Annotated in this window: 14 protein-coding genes; 13 read left to right on the plus strand and 1 reads right to left on the minus strand. The window is 72.1% G+C overall.

Annotated features, from left to right (window positions below; translation table 11 throughout):
- Positions 1–14 precede the first annotated feature (14 nt).
- On the minus strand, positions 15–1,343 hold the full coding sequence (locus tag ACIRD3_RS35700) for a DNA-binding protein (RefSeq protein WP_402224993.1): 1,329 nt from the start codon (positions 1,341–1,343) through the stop codon (positions 15–17).
- 395 nt (positions 1,344–1,738) lie between these two features.
- On the opposite strand from ACIRD3_RS35700, the gene ACIRD3_RS35705 reads away from it, so the two are divergent.
- The 13 genes from ACIRD3_RS35705 (at position 1,739) to ACIRD3_RS35765 (ending at position 15,126) form a co-directional block, all read left to right on the plus strand.
- Positions 1,739–2,680 carry a hypothetical protein gene (locus ACIRD3_RS35705; RefSeq protein WP_402224996.1) on the plus strand — a complete coding sequence of 314 codons (942 nt, stop codon included), beginning with the start codon at positions 1,739–1,741 and terminating at the stop codon, positions 2,678–2,680.
- Positions 2,681–2,750: 70 nt separating this feature from the next.
- Entirely contained in the window at positions 2,751–4,244 is a 1,494-nt protein-coding gene (locus ACIRD3_RS35710; protein WP_402224999.1) for an amino acid permease, read from the plus strand.
- Positions 4,241–5,653: a glutamine synthetase family protein gene (locus ACIRD3_RS35715; RefSeq protein WP_402225001.1), complete on the plus strand. Its 1,413-nt coding sequence runs from the start codon at positions 4,241–4,243 to the stop codon at positions 5,651–5,653. The genes ACIRD3_RS35710 and ACIRD3_RS35715 overlap by 4 nt, the downstream gene beginning before the upstream one ends.
- An 87-nt stretch (positions 5,654–5,740) precedes the next feature.
- Complete coding sequence (locus tag ACIRD3_RS35720; RefSeq protein WP_402225003.1) at positions 5,741–7,270, plus strand: Mur ligase domain-containing protein; 1,530 nt, start codon at positions 5,741–5,743, stop codon at positions 7,268–7,270.
- 32 nt (positions 7,271–7,302) lie between these two features.
- A complete protein-coding gene (locus ACIRD3_RS35725; protein WP_402225005.1) occupies positions 7,303–7,821 on the plus strand; it encodes a LuxR C-terminal-related transcriptional regulator in 519 nt (172 codons plus the stop codon).
- Positions 7,818–8,057, plus strand: coding sequence for a hypothetical protein (locus tag ACIRD3_RS35730; RefSeq protein ID WP_402225008.1), 240 nt, complete (start codon positions 7,818–7,820; stop codon positions 8,055–8,057). The genes ACIRD3_RS35725 and ACIRD3_RS35730 overlap by 4 nt, the downstream gene beginning before the upstream one ends.
- A 68-nt stretch (positions 8,058–8,125) precedes the next feature.
- Entirely contained in the window at positions 8,126–8,662 is a 537-nt protein-coding gene (locus ACIRD3_RS35735; RefSeq protein WP_402225011.1) for a hypothetical protein, read from the plus strand.
- A 32-nt stretch (positions 8,663–8,694) separates the two neighbouring features.
- Positions 8,695–10,584: a glycoside hydrolase family 15 protein gene (locus ACIRD3_RS35740; protein WP_402225014.1), complete on the plus strand. Its 1,890-nt coding sequence runs from the start codon at positions 8,695–8,697 to the stop codon at positions 10,582–10,584.
- A gap of 149 nt (positions 10,585–10,733) precedes the next feature.
- On the plus strand, positions 10,734–12,713 hold the full coding sequence (locus ACIRD3_RS35745; RefSeq protein ID WP_402225017.1) for a tetratricopeptide repeat protein: 1,980 nt from the start codon (positions 10,734–10,736) through the stop codon (positions 12,711–12,713).
- 136 nt (positions 12,714–12,849) lie between these two features.
- Complete coding sequence (locus ACIRD3_RS35750; RefSeq protein ID WP_402225020.1) at positions 12,850–13,173, plus strand: MazG-like family protein; 324 nt, start codon at positions 12,850–12,852, stop codon at positions 13,171–13,173.
- 46 nt (positions 13,174–13,219) lie between these two features.
- Entirely contained in the window at positions 13,220–13,720 is a 501-nt protein-coding gene (locus ACIRD3_RS35755) for an NUDIX domain-containing protein (RefSeq protein ID WP_402225023.1), read from the plus strand.
- Positions 13,717–14,607, plus strand: coding sequence for a phosphotransferase family protein (locus tag ACIRD3_RS35760; protein WP_402225025.1), 891 nt, complete (start codon positions 13,717–13,719; stop codon positions 14,605–14,607). The genes ACIRD3_RS35755 and ACIRD3_RS35760 overlap by 4 nt, the downstream gene beginning before the upstream one ends.
- A gap of 33 nt (positions 14,608–14,640) precedes the next feature.
- Positions 14,641–15,126: an NUDIX domain-containing protein gene (locus ACIRD3_RS35765; protein ID WP_402225028.1), complete on the plus strand. Its 486-nt coding sequence runs from the start codon at positions 14,641–14,643 to the stop codon at positions 15,124–15,126.

Consider the following 15,126-nt stretch of genomic DNA (forward strand, 5'->3'; position numbering starts at 1 on the left):
CCGGCTTAGGTGACCTACTCGATCGCCAGTCGCGAGATGCTGCCGCCGATCTGCCTCGGGGCAGCGACCCGGGTGTATTCCTCAAGCGCCTCCTTGAGCGCGATGGCACCGGGCGAGGTCCTGACCGGCTCCGTAGCGAGCAGACGGCCGACATGAACGACTCGCTCGACCAGACCCGCAGCGCGGCGCTCAGGGGCGAGCGCCCTGATGGGCTCCAGGACCTCGGCGGCTTCGTCCAGCTCGCTGCCGAGAATCAGCGCTGCCGCGAGATCCGCGCGGGCCTCCGCCTCGATCCGGGGAAGCCGCTGGGCCTCGGGCAGGGCGGCCTGCAGCTCCAGCACACGCCTGGCGTGCTCCTGGGCACCGGCTCCGTCGCGTAGGAGCAGGAACGTCGTGCCGTGCGAGCGCGAGATCCGCTCGGGGCCGTGAAGGAACTCCCCGGCGACCTCATCGTGGAGGTCGTCCACCTCTGCGGGGTCGAGGTCGAGTGCGCGCTCGACCGCGGCCGTTGCCCGCTGCCGGTCGCCGAGGTGCCCATAGGCCCTGGCCTCGATGGCGGCGATGCGGGTCCGGCCGGCCGCGCCGACACCGGCGAATGAGTTGGCTTGGCGAATGAAGCGGATCGCCTCGCTGGGGCGGCCCTCCCAGTAGGCAAGCATGCCGAGCGTGCCGGCCGCGAACGCGGCCAGCGGGTTGAAGCGGGTGGCTTCGGCGTACATGCCGGCAGACCGGGCGAGCCGGGTCGCTTCGCCCAGGGAGCCGAGGTCGAATGCCGTCATGGCGAGCAGGGCCGTCGTCTGGCCGATCACGATCAGCAGTTGCTGCCTCTGCTCGGGGATATGGGTGCGGTCCAGGAGCTCCTCGGCATCTGCCCGAAGCTGCCGGGCTTCGCGGAGCACGTCGAACGGCGGCCGATTGTTGTAGGTGCGGGCGAGTCGGCGCACGTCTTCCTGGACCTGTTCTATGGACAGGTCGGAGAGGAAGGCGGACGCAACGGAAGCGGCGTGGTCGGATGCTTCGCGTGCGGTCATCGCGAGTTCTCTTTCAAGGTCTTGCCGGGATAGTGCGGTCGGGTCTCCCTCTCGGGGCGGGGCAAGGAGTTCGGCGATCGGCCTGTTGTCGAACAGGTGCTGGATCGTCTGCACGAACACCCCTGTCGGCCGGCTGACCGTCCCCGCGACCCAGCGCCGGAACGTCGACTCAGACATGTCCAGGTTGCGGAACCGCGGGTCCTTGAGGTTGCGCGCCAGCTCGTTCCCGGCGCTCCTGAACTCCCTTAGGAAGTCCGGGAATTCCCATCCTTCCTTCTCGATCAGGGCACCCAGTAGCGTCCTGTTCGCCATATCGCGGCCTCCGCCCCCGTGGTCTCAACCTGGCCCGACCGCGAACTGCGCGGGGAGAGCCTGGCTCAAGCAATACCCGACAAGGAGCCTCTCCATAGCGTGATCTGACGAGATGACTCCTCGATGACGTGTTGCTGACTTCGCCATGCGACAGATGACACCTGGCTGTCGTGGCGCTGCTCTGGCCAAGGCGAGACAGTGAGTCGCCGATCACTGAACCGCAGTTGCGAGGTGATCCGGTCAGCCCCGTCTGCCTGCTCAACCGAAGGTGTCTCCGGCTACCTACTGGCCGCCCTGCCCACGGCTTCGGTTCTCCGGTCAGGCGGGACGGCATCCGACAGACCACGAAGGGGGAACAGGTCATGCCATCAGCGCCTACGGCTGACGATCAGCTCGTGCAACACCCCGCTGGTCACGACGGTGAACTGCGGTCCGCAGTAGAAGAGTTGCGGCAGGGGCAGTGGTGGTCGACGCGCACGCTTCTGGCTCGTTCTTGGGGTAACCCTGGCTTGTGGGCGTCGCGCACCCAGGTCCTCGGCGCGGTGGCCGGCCACAACGACGTCCTGCACCACTGGGGCGCCGAGGAGCCTGCCGCGTTCGGCCTGACGACGCTGCGGGCCCGCGTGGCTGTCGATCAGGCTCTGCTGGTCGGCCAGCGGCAGCCCGACTCGCGCGACGCCGTCGCGCTCGAAGGCGGTGCCCGGCAGTGGTGCTGGCTGGCGGCTTCAGTGCTCGGGGGCGATCCAGTGCCGTGGCTTGGGCTGCTCACCCTCGCGCAGCTGGATCTCAAACAGGCTCGTCTCGAACACAAGGTTCCGGCTCCGGACCTGATGCTCCCGGTCGGTCCTTGGGGGCTGTTCGACCAGGCTCGCCGGACCGACCCCTGGGGGCGGGAGGTGTTTCATCGGATGCTCCGCTTCTGGCTGGCCCGCGGTGAGGTTGGCCCTGCGACGGAGTTCCTGGCCACCTACCTGCCCGGCGCACCAGGCGGTTCCGCTCTCCACGCGCTACCGCTGTACCTGTACGTCGACCGCTACCGCCGCGCCGAGCGCAAGGAGGCCGTCCAACTGCAATGGACGGACGACGAGACGGTCCGCGACACGGTGCTACGCGCCTTCGGCCACTGGCAGGCTGCCCGCGAACGGGGCACTCGGTGGCCGGTTACGGATGAGAGCCACCTCGCCCACGCGCTCTGGGCCAGTCGCCAACGCCGTGAGGCCGCCGAGGTCTTCGCCACGATGGCCCCGTTCATCTCCGCTCAGCCCTGGCAGAACCTGACGGACCGGCCCAGCGAGCTGCTGCGGCAAGCAATGGCCCAGTCCTACGCCGCCGGCTGACCACCGTCGACCAGTCTTCCGCCCGGCGCCGTACCGGGCCCACTACCCGACTTCCCCTGGGGGTTTCGCCATGTCCTGGCCTCAGCGCACCGCGTCCGGACCCGAGGACCAGCATCTTCGGTCACTGGGCTACGAGCCCGAACTCGTCCGCCGGATGGGCGGGTTCGGCAACTTCGCCGTCTCCTTCTCTGTGATCAGCGTCCTGTCCGGGTGCATGACCCTGTTCGGGTTCGGGCTGGTGACCGGCGGCCCGGCGGTGATGATGTGGGGCTGGGTCGCCGTCGGCCTGGCCGTGCTGCTGGTCGGCGCGGCGCTCGCCGAGGTCACCAGCGCCTACCCCACCTCCGGCGGCCTCTACTACATGGCCCAGCGGCTCGGCGGTCCGCGGTGGGGCTGGACGACCGGCTGGTTGAACCTCCTCGGGTTGTTGGGCGGGATCGCCGGCATCGACTACGGCGCCGCCAGCTTCATCGCCGCGTTCGCCGGGCTGCAGTGGGGAGTCGCCCCGACGCCGGGCCTGATCCTGACGATCTTCGCGGGCGTCCTGGTGCTGCACGCCCTGCTGAACGTCGTCGGGGTCCGCGTCGTGAGCCTGCTCAACAGCGTCTCGGTGTGGTGGCACCTGCTGGGCGTCGCCCTGATCGTCACCGTGCTCACCGTCGTCCCCTCCCACCACCAGTCCCTTTCCTGGGTGTTCACGCACTTCGAAAACGGAACCGGCTGGACGAACCCCCTCTACGTCTCGGCGATCGGTCTGCTGCTGGGCGGCTACACCTTCTGCGGCTACGACGCCTCCGCGCACCTGTCGGAGGAGACGAAGGACGCCCGGGTCGCCGCGCCGCGCGGCATCGTCCGCTCGATCTACGTCTCCCTGCTCGCGGGGTTCGTGCTGCTGGCCGGCCTGCTGTTCGCCGTCCAGGACTATGCCGGCGTGTCTGCCGCCGCCGTGCCGCCCGCCCAGATCTTCCTGGACGCGGTCGGGACGACCGGCGCGAAGCTGCTGCTGCTCGTCGTGATCGGCGCCCAGCTGTTCTGCGGCAGCGCGGAGACCACCGCCGCGAGCCGGATGATCTACGCCTTCTCGCGGGACGGTGCGCTGCCCGGCTCGGCGACGTGGCGCCGGGTCTCGGCCAACGGCGTGCCGGTTCCCGCCGTGTGGCTGGCGGTGTCGGTCGCCTTCGTCCTGGCCGTCCCCTCGCTCTGGTCTCCGGTCGCCTACGGCGCGGTGACGGCCGTGAACGTCATCGGGATGAACCCCTCCTACATCATCCCCGTCTACCTGCGGCTGCGGCAGGGCAGCCGGTTCGTCCCCGGGCCGTGGAACCTGGGCCGGTGGAGCAGGCCGATCGGGATCGCCGCCGTGGTGTGGGTGGTGATCCTGACGGTGCTGGTGTGCCTGCCGCAGCGCGCCCCCGTGACCATCGAGACGTTCAACTACGCGCCTATCACCCTCGCGGTGGTCCTCCTACTGGCGTGGGCGTGGTGGAAGCTGGCCGGCAACAAGTTCTCCGTGCCGGTGGTGGAGGACCCGCACCTGGCCCGGGTCGAGGCGCAGATCGTATGAGGGCGACGATGCTGGCCGCCCGCTCCCGCGCGGCCAAGCCCCCGACGGCGGCGCTCTCGCCGACCGGGCCGCTGGAGCATCTGATCTCGGCCCTCGGCATCGACACGGTGCTGCTGGCGACGGTCGATGCGCAGGGCCGCCTCAAAGGCAAGGAGTACGACGCGGCCCAGCTGGTGGAGCGGCTGCGGTCGGGGGCGCTGTCCCCGGAGATGTGCGGGTACGTGCTCGGCACCGACCTGGGCATGACCCCGGCGGTCAGCGGGCCGTTCTCCTGGACGAGCGGTTTCGGCGACGTCGCTCTGCTCCCCGACACCCGGCGGGCCCGGGTGCTGCCATGGCTGCCGGGCACCGCGCTGGTACTCGCCGAGCCGATCAGCGACGGCTACCCGCACCCGCTGGCTCCGGGCACGGTGCTGGCCGAGCAGCTGCACCGGCTCGCCGGGCTCGGTGTGGTTCCGGAGGTGGGGATCGAGACGGAGTTCGTGCTCTACGAGGGCACCGCCCGGGACGCGGCTGCGGCCGGCTGGCGGGGACTTCGCCCCGCAGCCCGGGACAACCGTGACTACGCCCTCGACCAGCCGCCCACGGTGCGGGAGTTCGGCCGCCGGCTCCGCCAGGTCCTGGCCGCCGCCGGCATGCCGGTCGAGGCCGTCAAGAGCGAAGGCGCCCCCGGTCAGATCGAGGTGACCTTCCCGTACGGGGAGGCGGCGGCGGCGTGCGAGCAGCACATGCTGTTCAAGCACGCCGCGAAGACGGTCGCCGAGGACACCGGGTTGATGGCGTCGTTCATGGCGGCCCCGTCCACCGGGGTTGGCAGCGGCCTGCATCTGCACGTGTCGCTGGCCGACTTCGACAACCGGCCGGTGCTGACCGCCGACCCGCAGGACGGGACCGAGCTGTCGGAGCTGGGCGAGCAGGCGGTAGCCGGGCTGCTGACGGTGCTGCCGGAGGTCGCGCCGATGTGGGCGCCGTACGTGAACAGCTACAAGCGCCTGCAGCCGCACTCCTTCGCGCCGGCCCGGCTCGCCTGGGGCCGGGACAACCGGACGTGCGCGGTACGGGTGGTCGGCCACGGCCGCAGCCTGCGGCTGGAGGTGCGGCTGCCGGGCGCGGACGCCAACCCGATGCTCGCCCTGGCCGCGGTGTTCGCCGGCATCCGGCACGGCATCGAGGCCGGCCTCAAGCCTCCGCCGCCCACCGGCGGCGACGCCTACGAGCAGCGGGACGTGCCGCTGGTGCCGCAGTCGCTGGAGGAGGCCCTCGCCGCGTTCGAGGCCAGCACGCTGGCCGGTGCGCTGTTGGAGGAACGGGTGGTTGCGCACCTGGCCCGGATCGCCCGCATGGACCTGGACCACCACGCCCGTGTGGTCACCGACGCCGAGGTCGAGCGCGGTCTCGTCCAGGCATGAGCCCCGGGCCGGTCGCGGGTCGAATCCCCCTCCCCGTGCCCGACCCGGGCCCAACCCCCACACCCTGCTTCCCTGTTGGAGAACATCATGGACACCACCACCCGCCCCGAGACCGTTGTCGGCACCCAGGCGCTTCCGGTCGTGCCCGGTCTGTTGGCGGCCGTGCACCTGGTCGACGTCGCTACCCCCGGCATGGAGGGCCTGGCCCGGTGGCTGGCCGAGGCGGGAGCCGACGTCACCGGCAGCATCCGCGAGGCCGACCAGCACAGCCCCGTCGTCGCCGCGCTCGAAGCGACGGGGGTGCGGGTCCTCGTCGGGTTCGAGGCCGGGCACGTGCGCACCGACCGTACGGCGGTGGTGTGGTCGGGCGTCGTCGCCGGGCCGCACCCCGAGCTGGATCGCGCCCAGGTGCTGCGGCTGCCGATCCTCCCACGTGCCCTCGCGCTCAAGGCCATCTCCGTCCAGGCCGCCTCCGGGGCGGTGGCCGTGGGGGGCAGTCACAGCACCGCGACCGCGGCAGCCGCCCTCGCGCACGTCCTCGACGACGGGCAGACGGGCTGGGTGCTGACCGCGCCGGCCCGCGACGGCGTGGCCGGGAACGCGGGCGGCGGCAGCCGGATCGTCGTGGATCTGTGCCCGGACGCCGGCACCCACGAGGCCGCTCCGCCCGCTGCCTGGCAGCACCGACCCGCCCCGCACTTCCTTCACACCGAGCCCAAGTTCACCGCCGCGCTGATCCTCGCAACCAGTGCCAACGCGCCGCACTTCGAGGACAACATCGCCGGGCTCGACGCCGCCGAACGGCTCGCCCGCAACGCGCGCGTGGTTGTCCTGCCGACCTGGGACATCAGCGTGGCGAACCTGCGCGAACGCCTCGGCGACCGTCCCGTTCCCGGCCAGCGGGTGGTCACCGTCGGCACCGACCCCGCCTCCACCGTGTGGATCATGACCCCGCGCTGGACCGGCGAGGACTTCCGCGTCGTCCTGCGCTACCAGGAGAGGGACCACGCCTTCGTCCTCCCGGTGGCCGGCCGCCACCACGCGCTGGCGGTGTGCGCGGCCATCGCCACCGCCCTGGTCCTCGGCGAGGAGCCGCAGGCCGTCGCCGATCGCGCCGCCTCCTTCCGCGGGGTGGAGCGCTCGCTGTCCACGGTCGGTACCCAGCGCGGCATCGCGGTGGTCAACTCCCGGGCCCGGCACCCGCGCGAGGTCGCCCAGGACGTGGAGGCCGCCCGGATGCTCACCGAGGGCTCCCTGCTCGTCGTCCTGGAGCCGGACGGCATCGCCCGCACCAACGAGCACGCGGCCGACCTCGGCGCCGCGCTCAAGGGGGTGGACCACGCGCTGCTGCTGCCGGTCAGCACCACGCTGTCCCACCACACCGTGCCCGACCCGCTGGACGTCGTCGAGCAGGCCGCCCGCCGCATGCTCGGCGACGGCAAGGTCCAGCGCGCCCGCTCGGGACCGCGCGAGCCCGGCCCCGAGCAGCGCATCGGCGAGCTGGCCGCCGAGGGCGACCTGGTGCTGGTCGTCGGCACCGGGCAGGCCGAGCGGTTCGGAGCCCGTCTGCTGTTCCACCTGGCGGCACCGGCAGCGCCGATCCCGCAGCACCTGTGAGCCGTCCGAACCGCGCTGTTGGAGAAGCCGCTGTGCCCACCGCCCCCTTGCCCGCCCTCGCCGCCGCCGAGCGTCGGCTGATCGTCCTGGCCGCCGCCGGAGCCAGCTTTGAGCAGATCGCAGCCGACCCCGAGACGCGGCTGCGCCTGGACGACGTCCGCAGCGCGACCGAGGCGGTCCTCGTCACGACCGGCACCCGCACCCTGCTCCACCTCGCGGGCTGGGCCACCGCCCACCGGATCGTCACCCAGCCCGTGCACCCCAGCGGGGCGCTGACCATCAAGCCCTCCCTCGCCCCGCGGCTGTCGCAGATCCTCCGCGGCTGGGCGGGCGGTCGCAGCACCCCGGAGCTGACCGCCGACTTCGGCATCTCCCCGACGACGATGCGCACCTACACCAAGACCCTCCTCACCGCGCTGAACGTCGACTCCCAACCCCAGGCCGTCGTCGTCGGGGTCCTCGCCGGCCTGGTGCTGCTGAGCGACATAGACCCCACGTGGCCGGCCGAACCGCTCGCCCGCACCGCCGAGACGAAGAGCGCGGCACCGTGAGCGCCCGGCCGAAACCCGGGCGGATCGTCCTCGCCGTGCTGTGCTTCCTGCTCGGCGTCCTCGTCGGCGGCTGCGCGCTCTACCTGCTGGAGCACCTCGCCGAGATCGGCCAGCCCATCTACCTCGGCATCTTCGCCGCAGCTGCCCTGACCACCCTCGGCGTCGCCGACCGCTTGGTCAACCACCGCGCACCCCCGCAGGACTCCCGCCGATCCGGCGCCAGCCGCAGCGGCTGAGCTTCACCCCGCTCCACCCATGGCGGCCGTTCGGGCCAGGGCCGCACCCCGTCGACCACAGAGAGCCGATGTCCTCACCACCCGTCCACCAGCGGGGCACCGCCCTCGGCAGTGCCTTCACCACCGCGTCCCTGCGTTACATCGAGGCCCCGGAGCCGTACGAGCCGGACGCCCTGCCGTCGGTGTTCCTCGCCGGGGCGACCGTCGGCTGCCCGGACTGGCAGTGGGAGGCGGTCGAGTTGCTGGCGAGCGCCGGCTTCGAGGGCACCGTCCTCAACCCGCGGCCCTCCCGCAACCGGGCCACCGACCCCTACGCCGCGTGGGCGCCGTTCGGCTGGCAGGACCGCAACATCCGCCGCACGAGCGCCGTCCTGTTCTGGAACCCGATCGGCCACGTGCGCGTGCACGACTGCTACGAGGCCGGCCTGTTCTCCCCGTACGGCGGGACGGTGGTTGTCGGATGCGACCCGGCCGACCCCGTCCAGCAGGCCAACCGCGTCCTGCTCGCGCACCTCATGCCGTGGCTGCCCGTCACGGACACGCTCGCCGACACCGTCGCCGCCGCCCTCACCGCGCTCGCCACCCCGACCACCGTCCGGGGCTGACCACCACCCCTCCCACCCACGTCAGGACCTCCATGCTCCGCGCCCCTGCTCCGTTCCGGATCGAGGACCTCACGCTCCTCGGCAACACGCGCTCCGCCGCGCTGGTGCGCTCGGACGGCGCCATCAACTGGGCCTGTATGCCCGACTTCGACTCCCCGGCCGTCTTCGCCTCGATGCTCGGCGGCGAGGAGCACGGTTTCTGGCGCGTCGGCCCGGCCGTCTATGACGGTTCCCCGCCACCGGCCGCCGACCGTCGCCAGTACCTGGGCGACACCATGGTCCTGCGCCAGGAGTGGGACACCGACACCGGCACTCTCGCGATCACCGACTTCATGCCCGCCCCCGACGTCACCGACAACGCCGAACCGCAGATCATCCGGATCGTCGAGTGCGTCAGCGGCGTGGTGCGCGTCGCCTCCGTCTTCCGCCCCCGTACCGACTACGGTGCCACGCTGCCGACCATCCAGCGCTTCAACCAGGGCACCCCGCGCCTGTCGGCTACCACGTATCCGCACTCGTACTGGCTCGACGGCCCCTCCCACACCGTCAACCGCGACGGGGTGTGCCGGGCTGACCTCTCCCTCCACGCCCGCCAGAGCATCACGCTCTCGCTCACCTGGAAGCCCTCCAACAGGCCAGCGCCCGTCCCACCGGACGCATTCGCCGAGCTGGACGCGACCTTGGAGTACTGGGACCAGTGGGCGCGCGGGTGCACCTACCGCGGCCCCTACCGCGATGCCGTGGTGCGCTCCGCCCTCACCCTGAAGGTCATGTGCCACCCGGGCGGCGGCGTCGTGGCCGCGCCCACCACCTCCCTGCCCGAGCAGCTCGGCGGCGAGCGGCAGTGGGACTACCGGTTCGTGTGGCTTCGCGACAGCGCGCTGACCATCGCCGCCCTGGTCCGGCTCGGACAACTGGAGGAGGCCCGGCGCTGGCGGAGCTGGCTCATCGACGCGGTCACCCCCGCGCGCCTCCAGCCGATCTACCGCCTCAACGGCGACACCGACCTCGACGAGGAAGTCCTGGACCACCTGCCCGGGTACGAGGAATCCCGGCCGGTGCGGATCGGCAACGGCGCCGCCGGCCAGCTCCAGCTCGACGTCTTCGGCGAACTCGCAGACACCCTGCTGCTCGCCGAGGACACGGGCTTGCCGGCGGACCCGAAGATCGACGCCCTGCTCCTCGCCCTGATCACTCAGGTAGAGCTGCGCTGGAGGGAGCCGGACGAGGGCATCTGGGAAATCCGCGGCGAGGCGCGGCACTTCACCCACTCCAAGGTCATGTGCTGGGTCGCCGTGGACCGCACCCTGCGGCTGCTGGAACGCCGCCCCAATGCCGACCCGGCCGTCCTGGTGCGCCTCGCCGCGCTGCGCGGGGAGATCCACCACGATGTCTGCACCCGCGGCGTCGATGCCGAGCGTGGGGTGTTCACCCAGTACTACGGCGGCGAGGACCTCGACGCCTCCCTGCTGCTGATCTCCCAGGTCGGTTTCCTGCCCGCCGACGACCAGCGCGTCATCGCCACCGTCGAGGCCATCCAGAGCGACCTCACCGAGTACGGCCTGGTGCTGCGCTACGCCACCCGTGAGGAGCCCGTCGCCAACGTGGATGGCCTTGCCGGCCATGAGGGTGCCTTCCTCGCCTGCTCGTTCTGGCTCGCCGAGGGCCTCGCCGTTATCGGCCGCTACGGCCAGGCCACCGGGCTGTTCGACCGGCTCCTGGCCCTGCGCAGCGACCTCGGCCTGCTCGCCGAGGAGTACGACCCCCGCGCGAGGCGCCAGCTCGGGAACTACCCGCAGGCGTTCTCGCACTGGGCCTTGGCCGATGCCGCCGTCCGACTCTGGTCCCGGGCGGGCCGGTCCAACCTGTCCCGACCTCGTGCCGCCGTCGAGCAGGCGGTGCCGGCCGCCGTGGTCGCGTAGTGGGCGGGGGCGAGGTGCACAGGACCGCTGGCGGCTCCGGGGCGGGGGTCGCCGTCCGGGCCGGACACATCACCGCAGGCATGCATCTCCACCCGGGCCCGCCCCCGGCGCCGGTGCCAGTTCCGTGCCAACTCGCCCCCTTCCCAGCGGTGTTCACCGGCCGGGAGCAGTCCCTGCTGTTCCTGGGCGCCGTCCTCGGCCGGACGGCGGCGGACGGGAGCGCGCCAGTCGTGGTGATCACCGGCCCGGACGGTGTCGGCAAGCGAACTCTGGCCACGAAGCTGAGCCACCAGGTCGCCGACCGATACCCCGACGGCCAGCTGGTGGCCCGGCTACGCGCCGACGCCCCGGGCGGCCCCGCCACGGCCGCCGAGGTCGCGCGGTCGCTGCTGCGCTCGCTCGGCCTCGGTGAGCACGCCCCGCTGCCCTGGGCTGAGCAGGACCTGCTCGGCCTGTGGCACAGCGAGACCGCCCGGCGGCGCCTGTTGGTGGTGCTGGAGGACGCTACCGATGCCGGGCAGATGCTGCCGCTCGTCCCGGCCACACCGGGCTGCCTGCTCGTGGTCACCAGCCGCAAGCCGCTGCCGGCACTGCTTACCCACGGTGCCGTCCACCACCACCTCGAACCGCTCGCGGCCGAGCACGGTCTGCAGCTGCTGTCGCGGATCGTCGGCGAGGAACGCACCGGGCGCGACCCGGACGGGGCAGCGGCCCTTGTCGCCTTCCACGGCGGGATGCCGCTGGCGATCGTGCTCGCCGCCGCCGAACTCGTCCTCCAGCCGGACCTGCCGCTGAGCGCCGGCCTGCCCTCACCCTCCCCGTCAGGCACGACCCGATCGGACACCCCCGTGCGCGACGCCGTCGACACCGCCCTCGCCCACCTGTCCCCGCGGGAGGCCGGCTTCCTGCAGCGGCTCGCTCTCGTCCCGGCTCCCGACCTCGACCTCGCCTCCAGCGCCGCCGCGACCGGCACCACCCGCGACCAGGCCAGGGTGATCCTCACCGAGTTGGCCGCCCGGGGCCTACTCGACACCGCCCAGCGCGCCGCCGCCCGCGGCGACCTCTACACGCTGCGCCCTGTCGTGCGCTCCGCCGCCATCGGCGTCGGATCACCAGCCAGGCTCGCCGCTACCGAAGCGACTGCTGGCTACCTCACCCACCTGCTCCAAGCCACCCGCGCCTGCGCCCAGCTCCTCACCCCGCACCACCGCGCCCTGCCCCGACCATCGCTACTCGGGCACCCGGTGGAGCCGCTCCGCTTCACCCACCGACACGAGGCCCTCGCCTGGCTGGAGGCCATCGCCCCTGCCGTCGGAGCAGCCATGATCACCGCCGTCTTCTGCGACGACCCGGCGGTTGCCTGCGCGCTCGCCTCCGACCTGTGGCCTCTCTTCTACTACCACCGCGACGTAACGATGTGGATCATCGTGTACGAGGCCGGCCTGCGCGCCGCGCTCCGCTCGGGCGACCCGATGGCAATCCGCGAGATGTCCTCCGTCCTCGCCCTGGGCCTGGTCGCCGCCGAACGCCATTCGGAGGCCGCCACCCACTACTCCCGAGCCGCAGCCCTGGCTCACGCGGCAGGCGACCGCGCCGGCGTCGCCCAGTACACCTCCGAAATCGGGGCGGCCCTCCACGACGCCGGGCTCAACGACGAGGCCCAGATCTTCCTCGGGGACGCCCTCGGCCTCTACGCCGACCTCGACGACCGCAGGGGCGCGAGGCTCGCCGAAATGCTCCTGGGCTCCGCCGCCGCCCGCCAGGGTCACGCCGACTTCGCCCTTCCCGTCCTGCGCATGGCCCGTGCCGATCTCACCGGCCTCCAACCGACCGACCCGCTCAACGCCGCAAGGGCACTGTCCTACCTCGGCGAGGGCTACTCCCTCGCCGGCCAGCACGATCTCGCCGTCGCCGCGCTCGTCCAGGCCCGGCGCGAATTCGCCGACGTCGGCCACCGCCACTGGACCGCCCGCACCACCGAGTTCCTCGGCCAGGCCGCCGAGCGCGCCGGACAGCCGGACGTCGCCCTCGGCTGGTACACCGCCAGCCTCAACCAGTACACGGCCCTCACCAGTACCAGGGACGTCAAGCGACTCAACGACCGCATCGCGGCGCTGCCCGTCGCGTGACCACCCTCGCCAGATCAGCCTGTTGTACGCGAGCCCGGACCCGGCGGGGGAATCGAAATGCCCCGGGCTCGCCGGGAACCGCCATATCGGCGGCGTACTTGATCGGCCCACTCGAACACGGACAGGATCCTCACCTATGGAACAGATCTGGGAAACGGTCAACTCCCTTGCCGCAAGGCTTGATTTGCACGATGACCGCAGTGACGAGCAGCGGTGGACGGTGCAGGCCCTCAAGTTGCAGGAGGAGTCCGGCGAGGTCGCGGAAGCAGTCATCGGGGCGCTCGGCGTCAATCCTCGGAAGGGTTTCTCGCACGACTGGGACGACGTGCGCCGGGAGACCTGCGACGTTGCGCTGTCCGCCCTGGTGATGCTCGCCCGGATGGGCGGCGATGCCCGCCGCTTCTTCGAGGACCACCTGCGCTCGGTGGCAGCCTGCGACATCGAGGAGCCCGTTCAGTGATCGGCTTCGACCAACTCACCGAACTCGCCCTCCGCGGGAGCAGCTCGTGACTCGGATCGACGACACCGGCCATCCGGCGCGCCCGGCAACCCGCACGCCCGGAACGGAGCCGCCGACCCTGGTCGTCGGCGTGCACCTTGTCCTGCTCGACGAGGGCTTGGTGCTGCTCGGCTGGCGCCGCAACACCAGCTACGCGAACGGCCTGTGGCACGTTCCGGCCGGACACATGGAGCCGGGTGAGACGGTCACCCGGTCGATGACGCGCGAGGCCGAGGAGGAACTCGGCATCCTCATCGCTGAGCACGACCTCACCCTGGTCCACACCCTGCACCACCTCGACGCCGACGACGGCCGCAGCCGCCTCCAGCTGTTCTTCCGGCCCGCCCGCTACGACGGCCGGGTCCGTAACGCCGAACCGCACAAGTGCGGGGAGCTGCGGTGGTGGCCACTGGACGGGCTCCCGAGCAATACCGTGCCCTACACCGCCCACGCGCTCGGCGAGATCGTACGGGGCGGCACGCTGTCGACCGTCGGGTGGCCGGCATGAGCGCCCCCACCGTCCCGGACGACGTGGACCACCTGCTGCGCGCCACGGTGGGCCCCTGCCACCTGCTGGGTACGCGCTCCCGCAGCCGTGCCGGCGACCCCGTCGTGTGGGAAGTCGCCGACCCGGACGGGCGCCGCCTGTTCGCCAAGCGCCACAAGAACGCGCTCATGCACCGGCGGGAAACCACCGCCTACCGGCACCTCGCACCGGCCCTCGGCCCCGGCCGAGCCCCGATGCTGCTGGCCGAGGACTGCCTATCGCTGCTCGTCGTCACCGCGGCGCTGCCCGGCACGCCCGTCGTCAGGACCGCCCTCACCGACGCCGAGGAACGCGAGGTGTACCGGCAGGCCGGGCAGCTCGCGGCCCGCGTCCACGCCCAACCGGTCTCCGGCATCGTCGCCGGTGAGCAACTGCCCTGGGGGCAGGAGCGAGAGCGGGCGCTGTCGCGCGCCCGGGAGGCCCGGCTGTCCGTCGAGGACATCGATGTCCTGGCCGAGGCCACCCGTACCGAACCTCCGCACACCCCGCTCACCACCTGCCACGGTGACTTCGGCCCCCGGAACTGGCTCGTCGACCGCGACACCAACGGCCAACTCGCCGTCGGCGTCATCGACTTCGAGCGCAGCCAGGTCGAGGAACCGGTGCGCCGCGACCTGATGCGGGTCATGCTCCAACTCACCCCGCACCGGCCCGATCTGCGCGCCGCGTTCCTCACCGGGTACGGGCGCGCACTCACCGCCGAGGAGCGGGTGGCGTGCCGGGCGTGGGCCGCCATCGACTGCCCCGCCGCCCTGCGCTGGGCCCTGGACCACCACCGGGACGAGGAGGTTCTCGGCTACGCCCGCACCGTCCTCGCCCTGCTACGCGACCCGCACCCCGTCGCGTGAACACCCCTTCCTTCTCTACCGGTTGGAGCATCCATGCAGTCCCTGCGTCAGGCCGTCTGCGTCATCGTCCACGACGAGAAGGCGGGCAAGGTCGCCTGCGTCCACTACGCCAACGACTCCTGGTCCAAGATCCCCGCCTGGACCGTCCCCGGCGGCAAGGCCGAGGAAGGCGAACGCCTCGACGAAGCAGCCGCTCGCGAACTGCACGAGGAGGCGGGCCTGGTCGTCGCCCCCGAGGAGCTGCGGCTGGTCCACACCATCCAGGTCAAGGCCGGGTGGGACGGCAAGGGCCCGTTCCTGCTCTCCGTGTTCGCCGCGACCTCGTGGCGCGGCGAGCTGACGAACACCGAGCCGGACAAGCACCTCGCCGTCTCGTGGATGGACGCCGACGCGCTGCCCACCCCCATGTTCCCCACCTCGCACGCCGCCCTCACCGCCTACCTCTCCGGCGACGGGCGGGGGTTCTCCACCTACGGCTGGAACACCTCGGAGGACCTGCGCGCCCTGGTCGGAGCCTGA

The organism is Kitasatospora sp. NPDC093550 (assembly GCF_044764985.1).
Taxonomy (GTDB): domain Bacteria; phylum Actinomycetota; class Actinomycetes; order Streptomycetales; family Streptomycetaceae; genus Kitasatospora.

What these genes read in the sequence shown, in the direction of transcription:
- ACIRD3_RS35735 (WP_402225011.1), top strand. Translation starts at nt 8,126, where the DNA reads ATGTCCTCACCACCCGTCCACCAGCGGGGCACCGCCCTCGGCAGTGCC.
- ACIRD3_RS35720 (WP_402225003.1), top strand. Translation starts at nt 5,741, where the DNA reads ATGGACACCACCACCCGCCCCGAGACCGTTGTCGGCACCCAGGCGCTT.
- ACIRD3_RS35765 (WP_402225028.1), top strand. Translation starts at nt 14,641, where the DNA reads ATGCAGTCCCTGCGTCAGGCCGTCTGCGTCATCGTCCACGACGAGAAG.
- ACIRD3_RS35715 (WP_402225001.1), top strand. Translation starts at nt 4,241, where the DNA reads ATGAGGGCGACGATGCTGGCCGCCCGCTCCCGCGCGGCCAAGCCCCCG.
- ACIRD3_RS35750 (WP_402225020.1), top strand. Translation starts at nt 12,850, where the DNA reads ATGGAACAGATCTGGGAAACGGTCAACTCCCTTGCCGCAAGGCTTGAT.
- ACIRD3_RS35740 (WP_402225014.1), top strand. Translation starts at nt 8,695, where the DNA reads ATGCTCCGCGCCCCTGCTCCGTTCCGGATCGAGGACCTCACGCTCCTC.
- ACIRD3_RS35760 (WP_402225025.1), top strand. Translation starts at nt 13,717, where the DNA reads ATGAGCGCCCCCACCGTCCCGGACGACGTGGACCACCTGCTGCGCGCC.
- ACIRD3_RS35700 (WP_402224993.1), bottom strand. Translation starts at nt 1,343, where the DNA reads ATGGCGAACAGGACGCTACTGGGTGCCCTGATCGAGAAGGAAGGATGG.
- ACIRD3_RS35710 (WP_402224999.1), top strand. Translation starts at nt 2,751, where the DNA reads ATGTCCTGGCCTCAGCGCACCGCGTCCGGACCCGAGGACCAGCATCTT.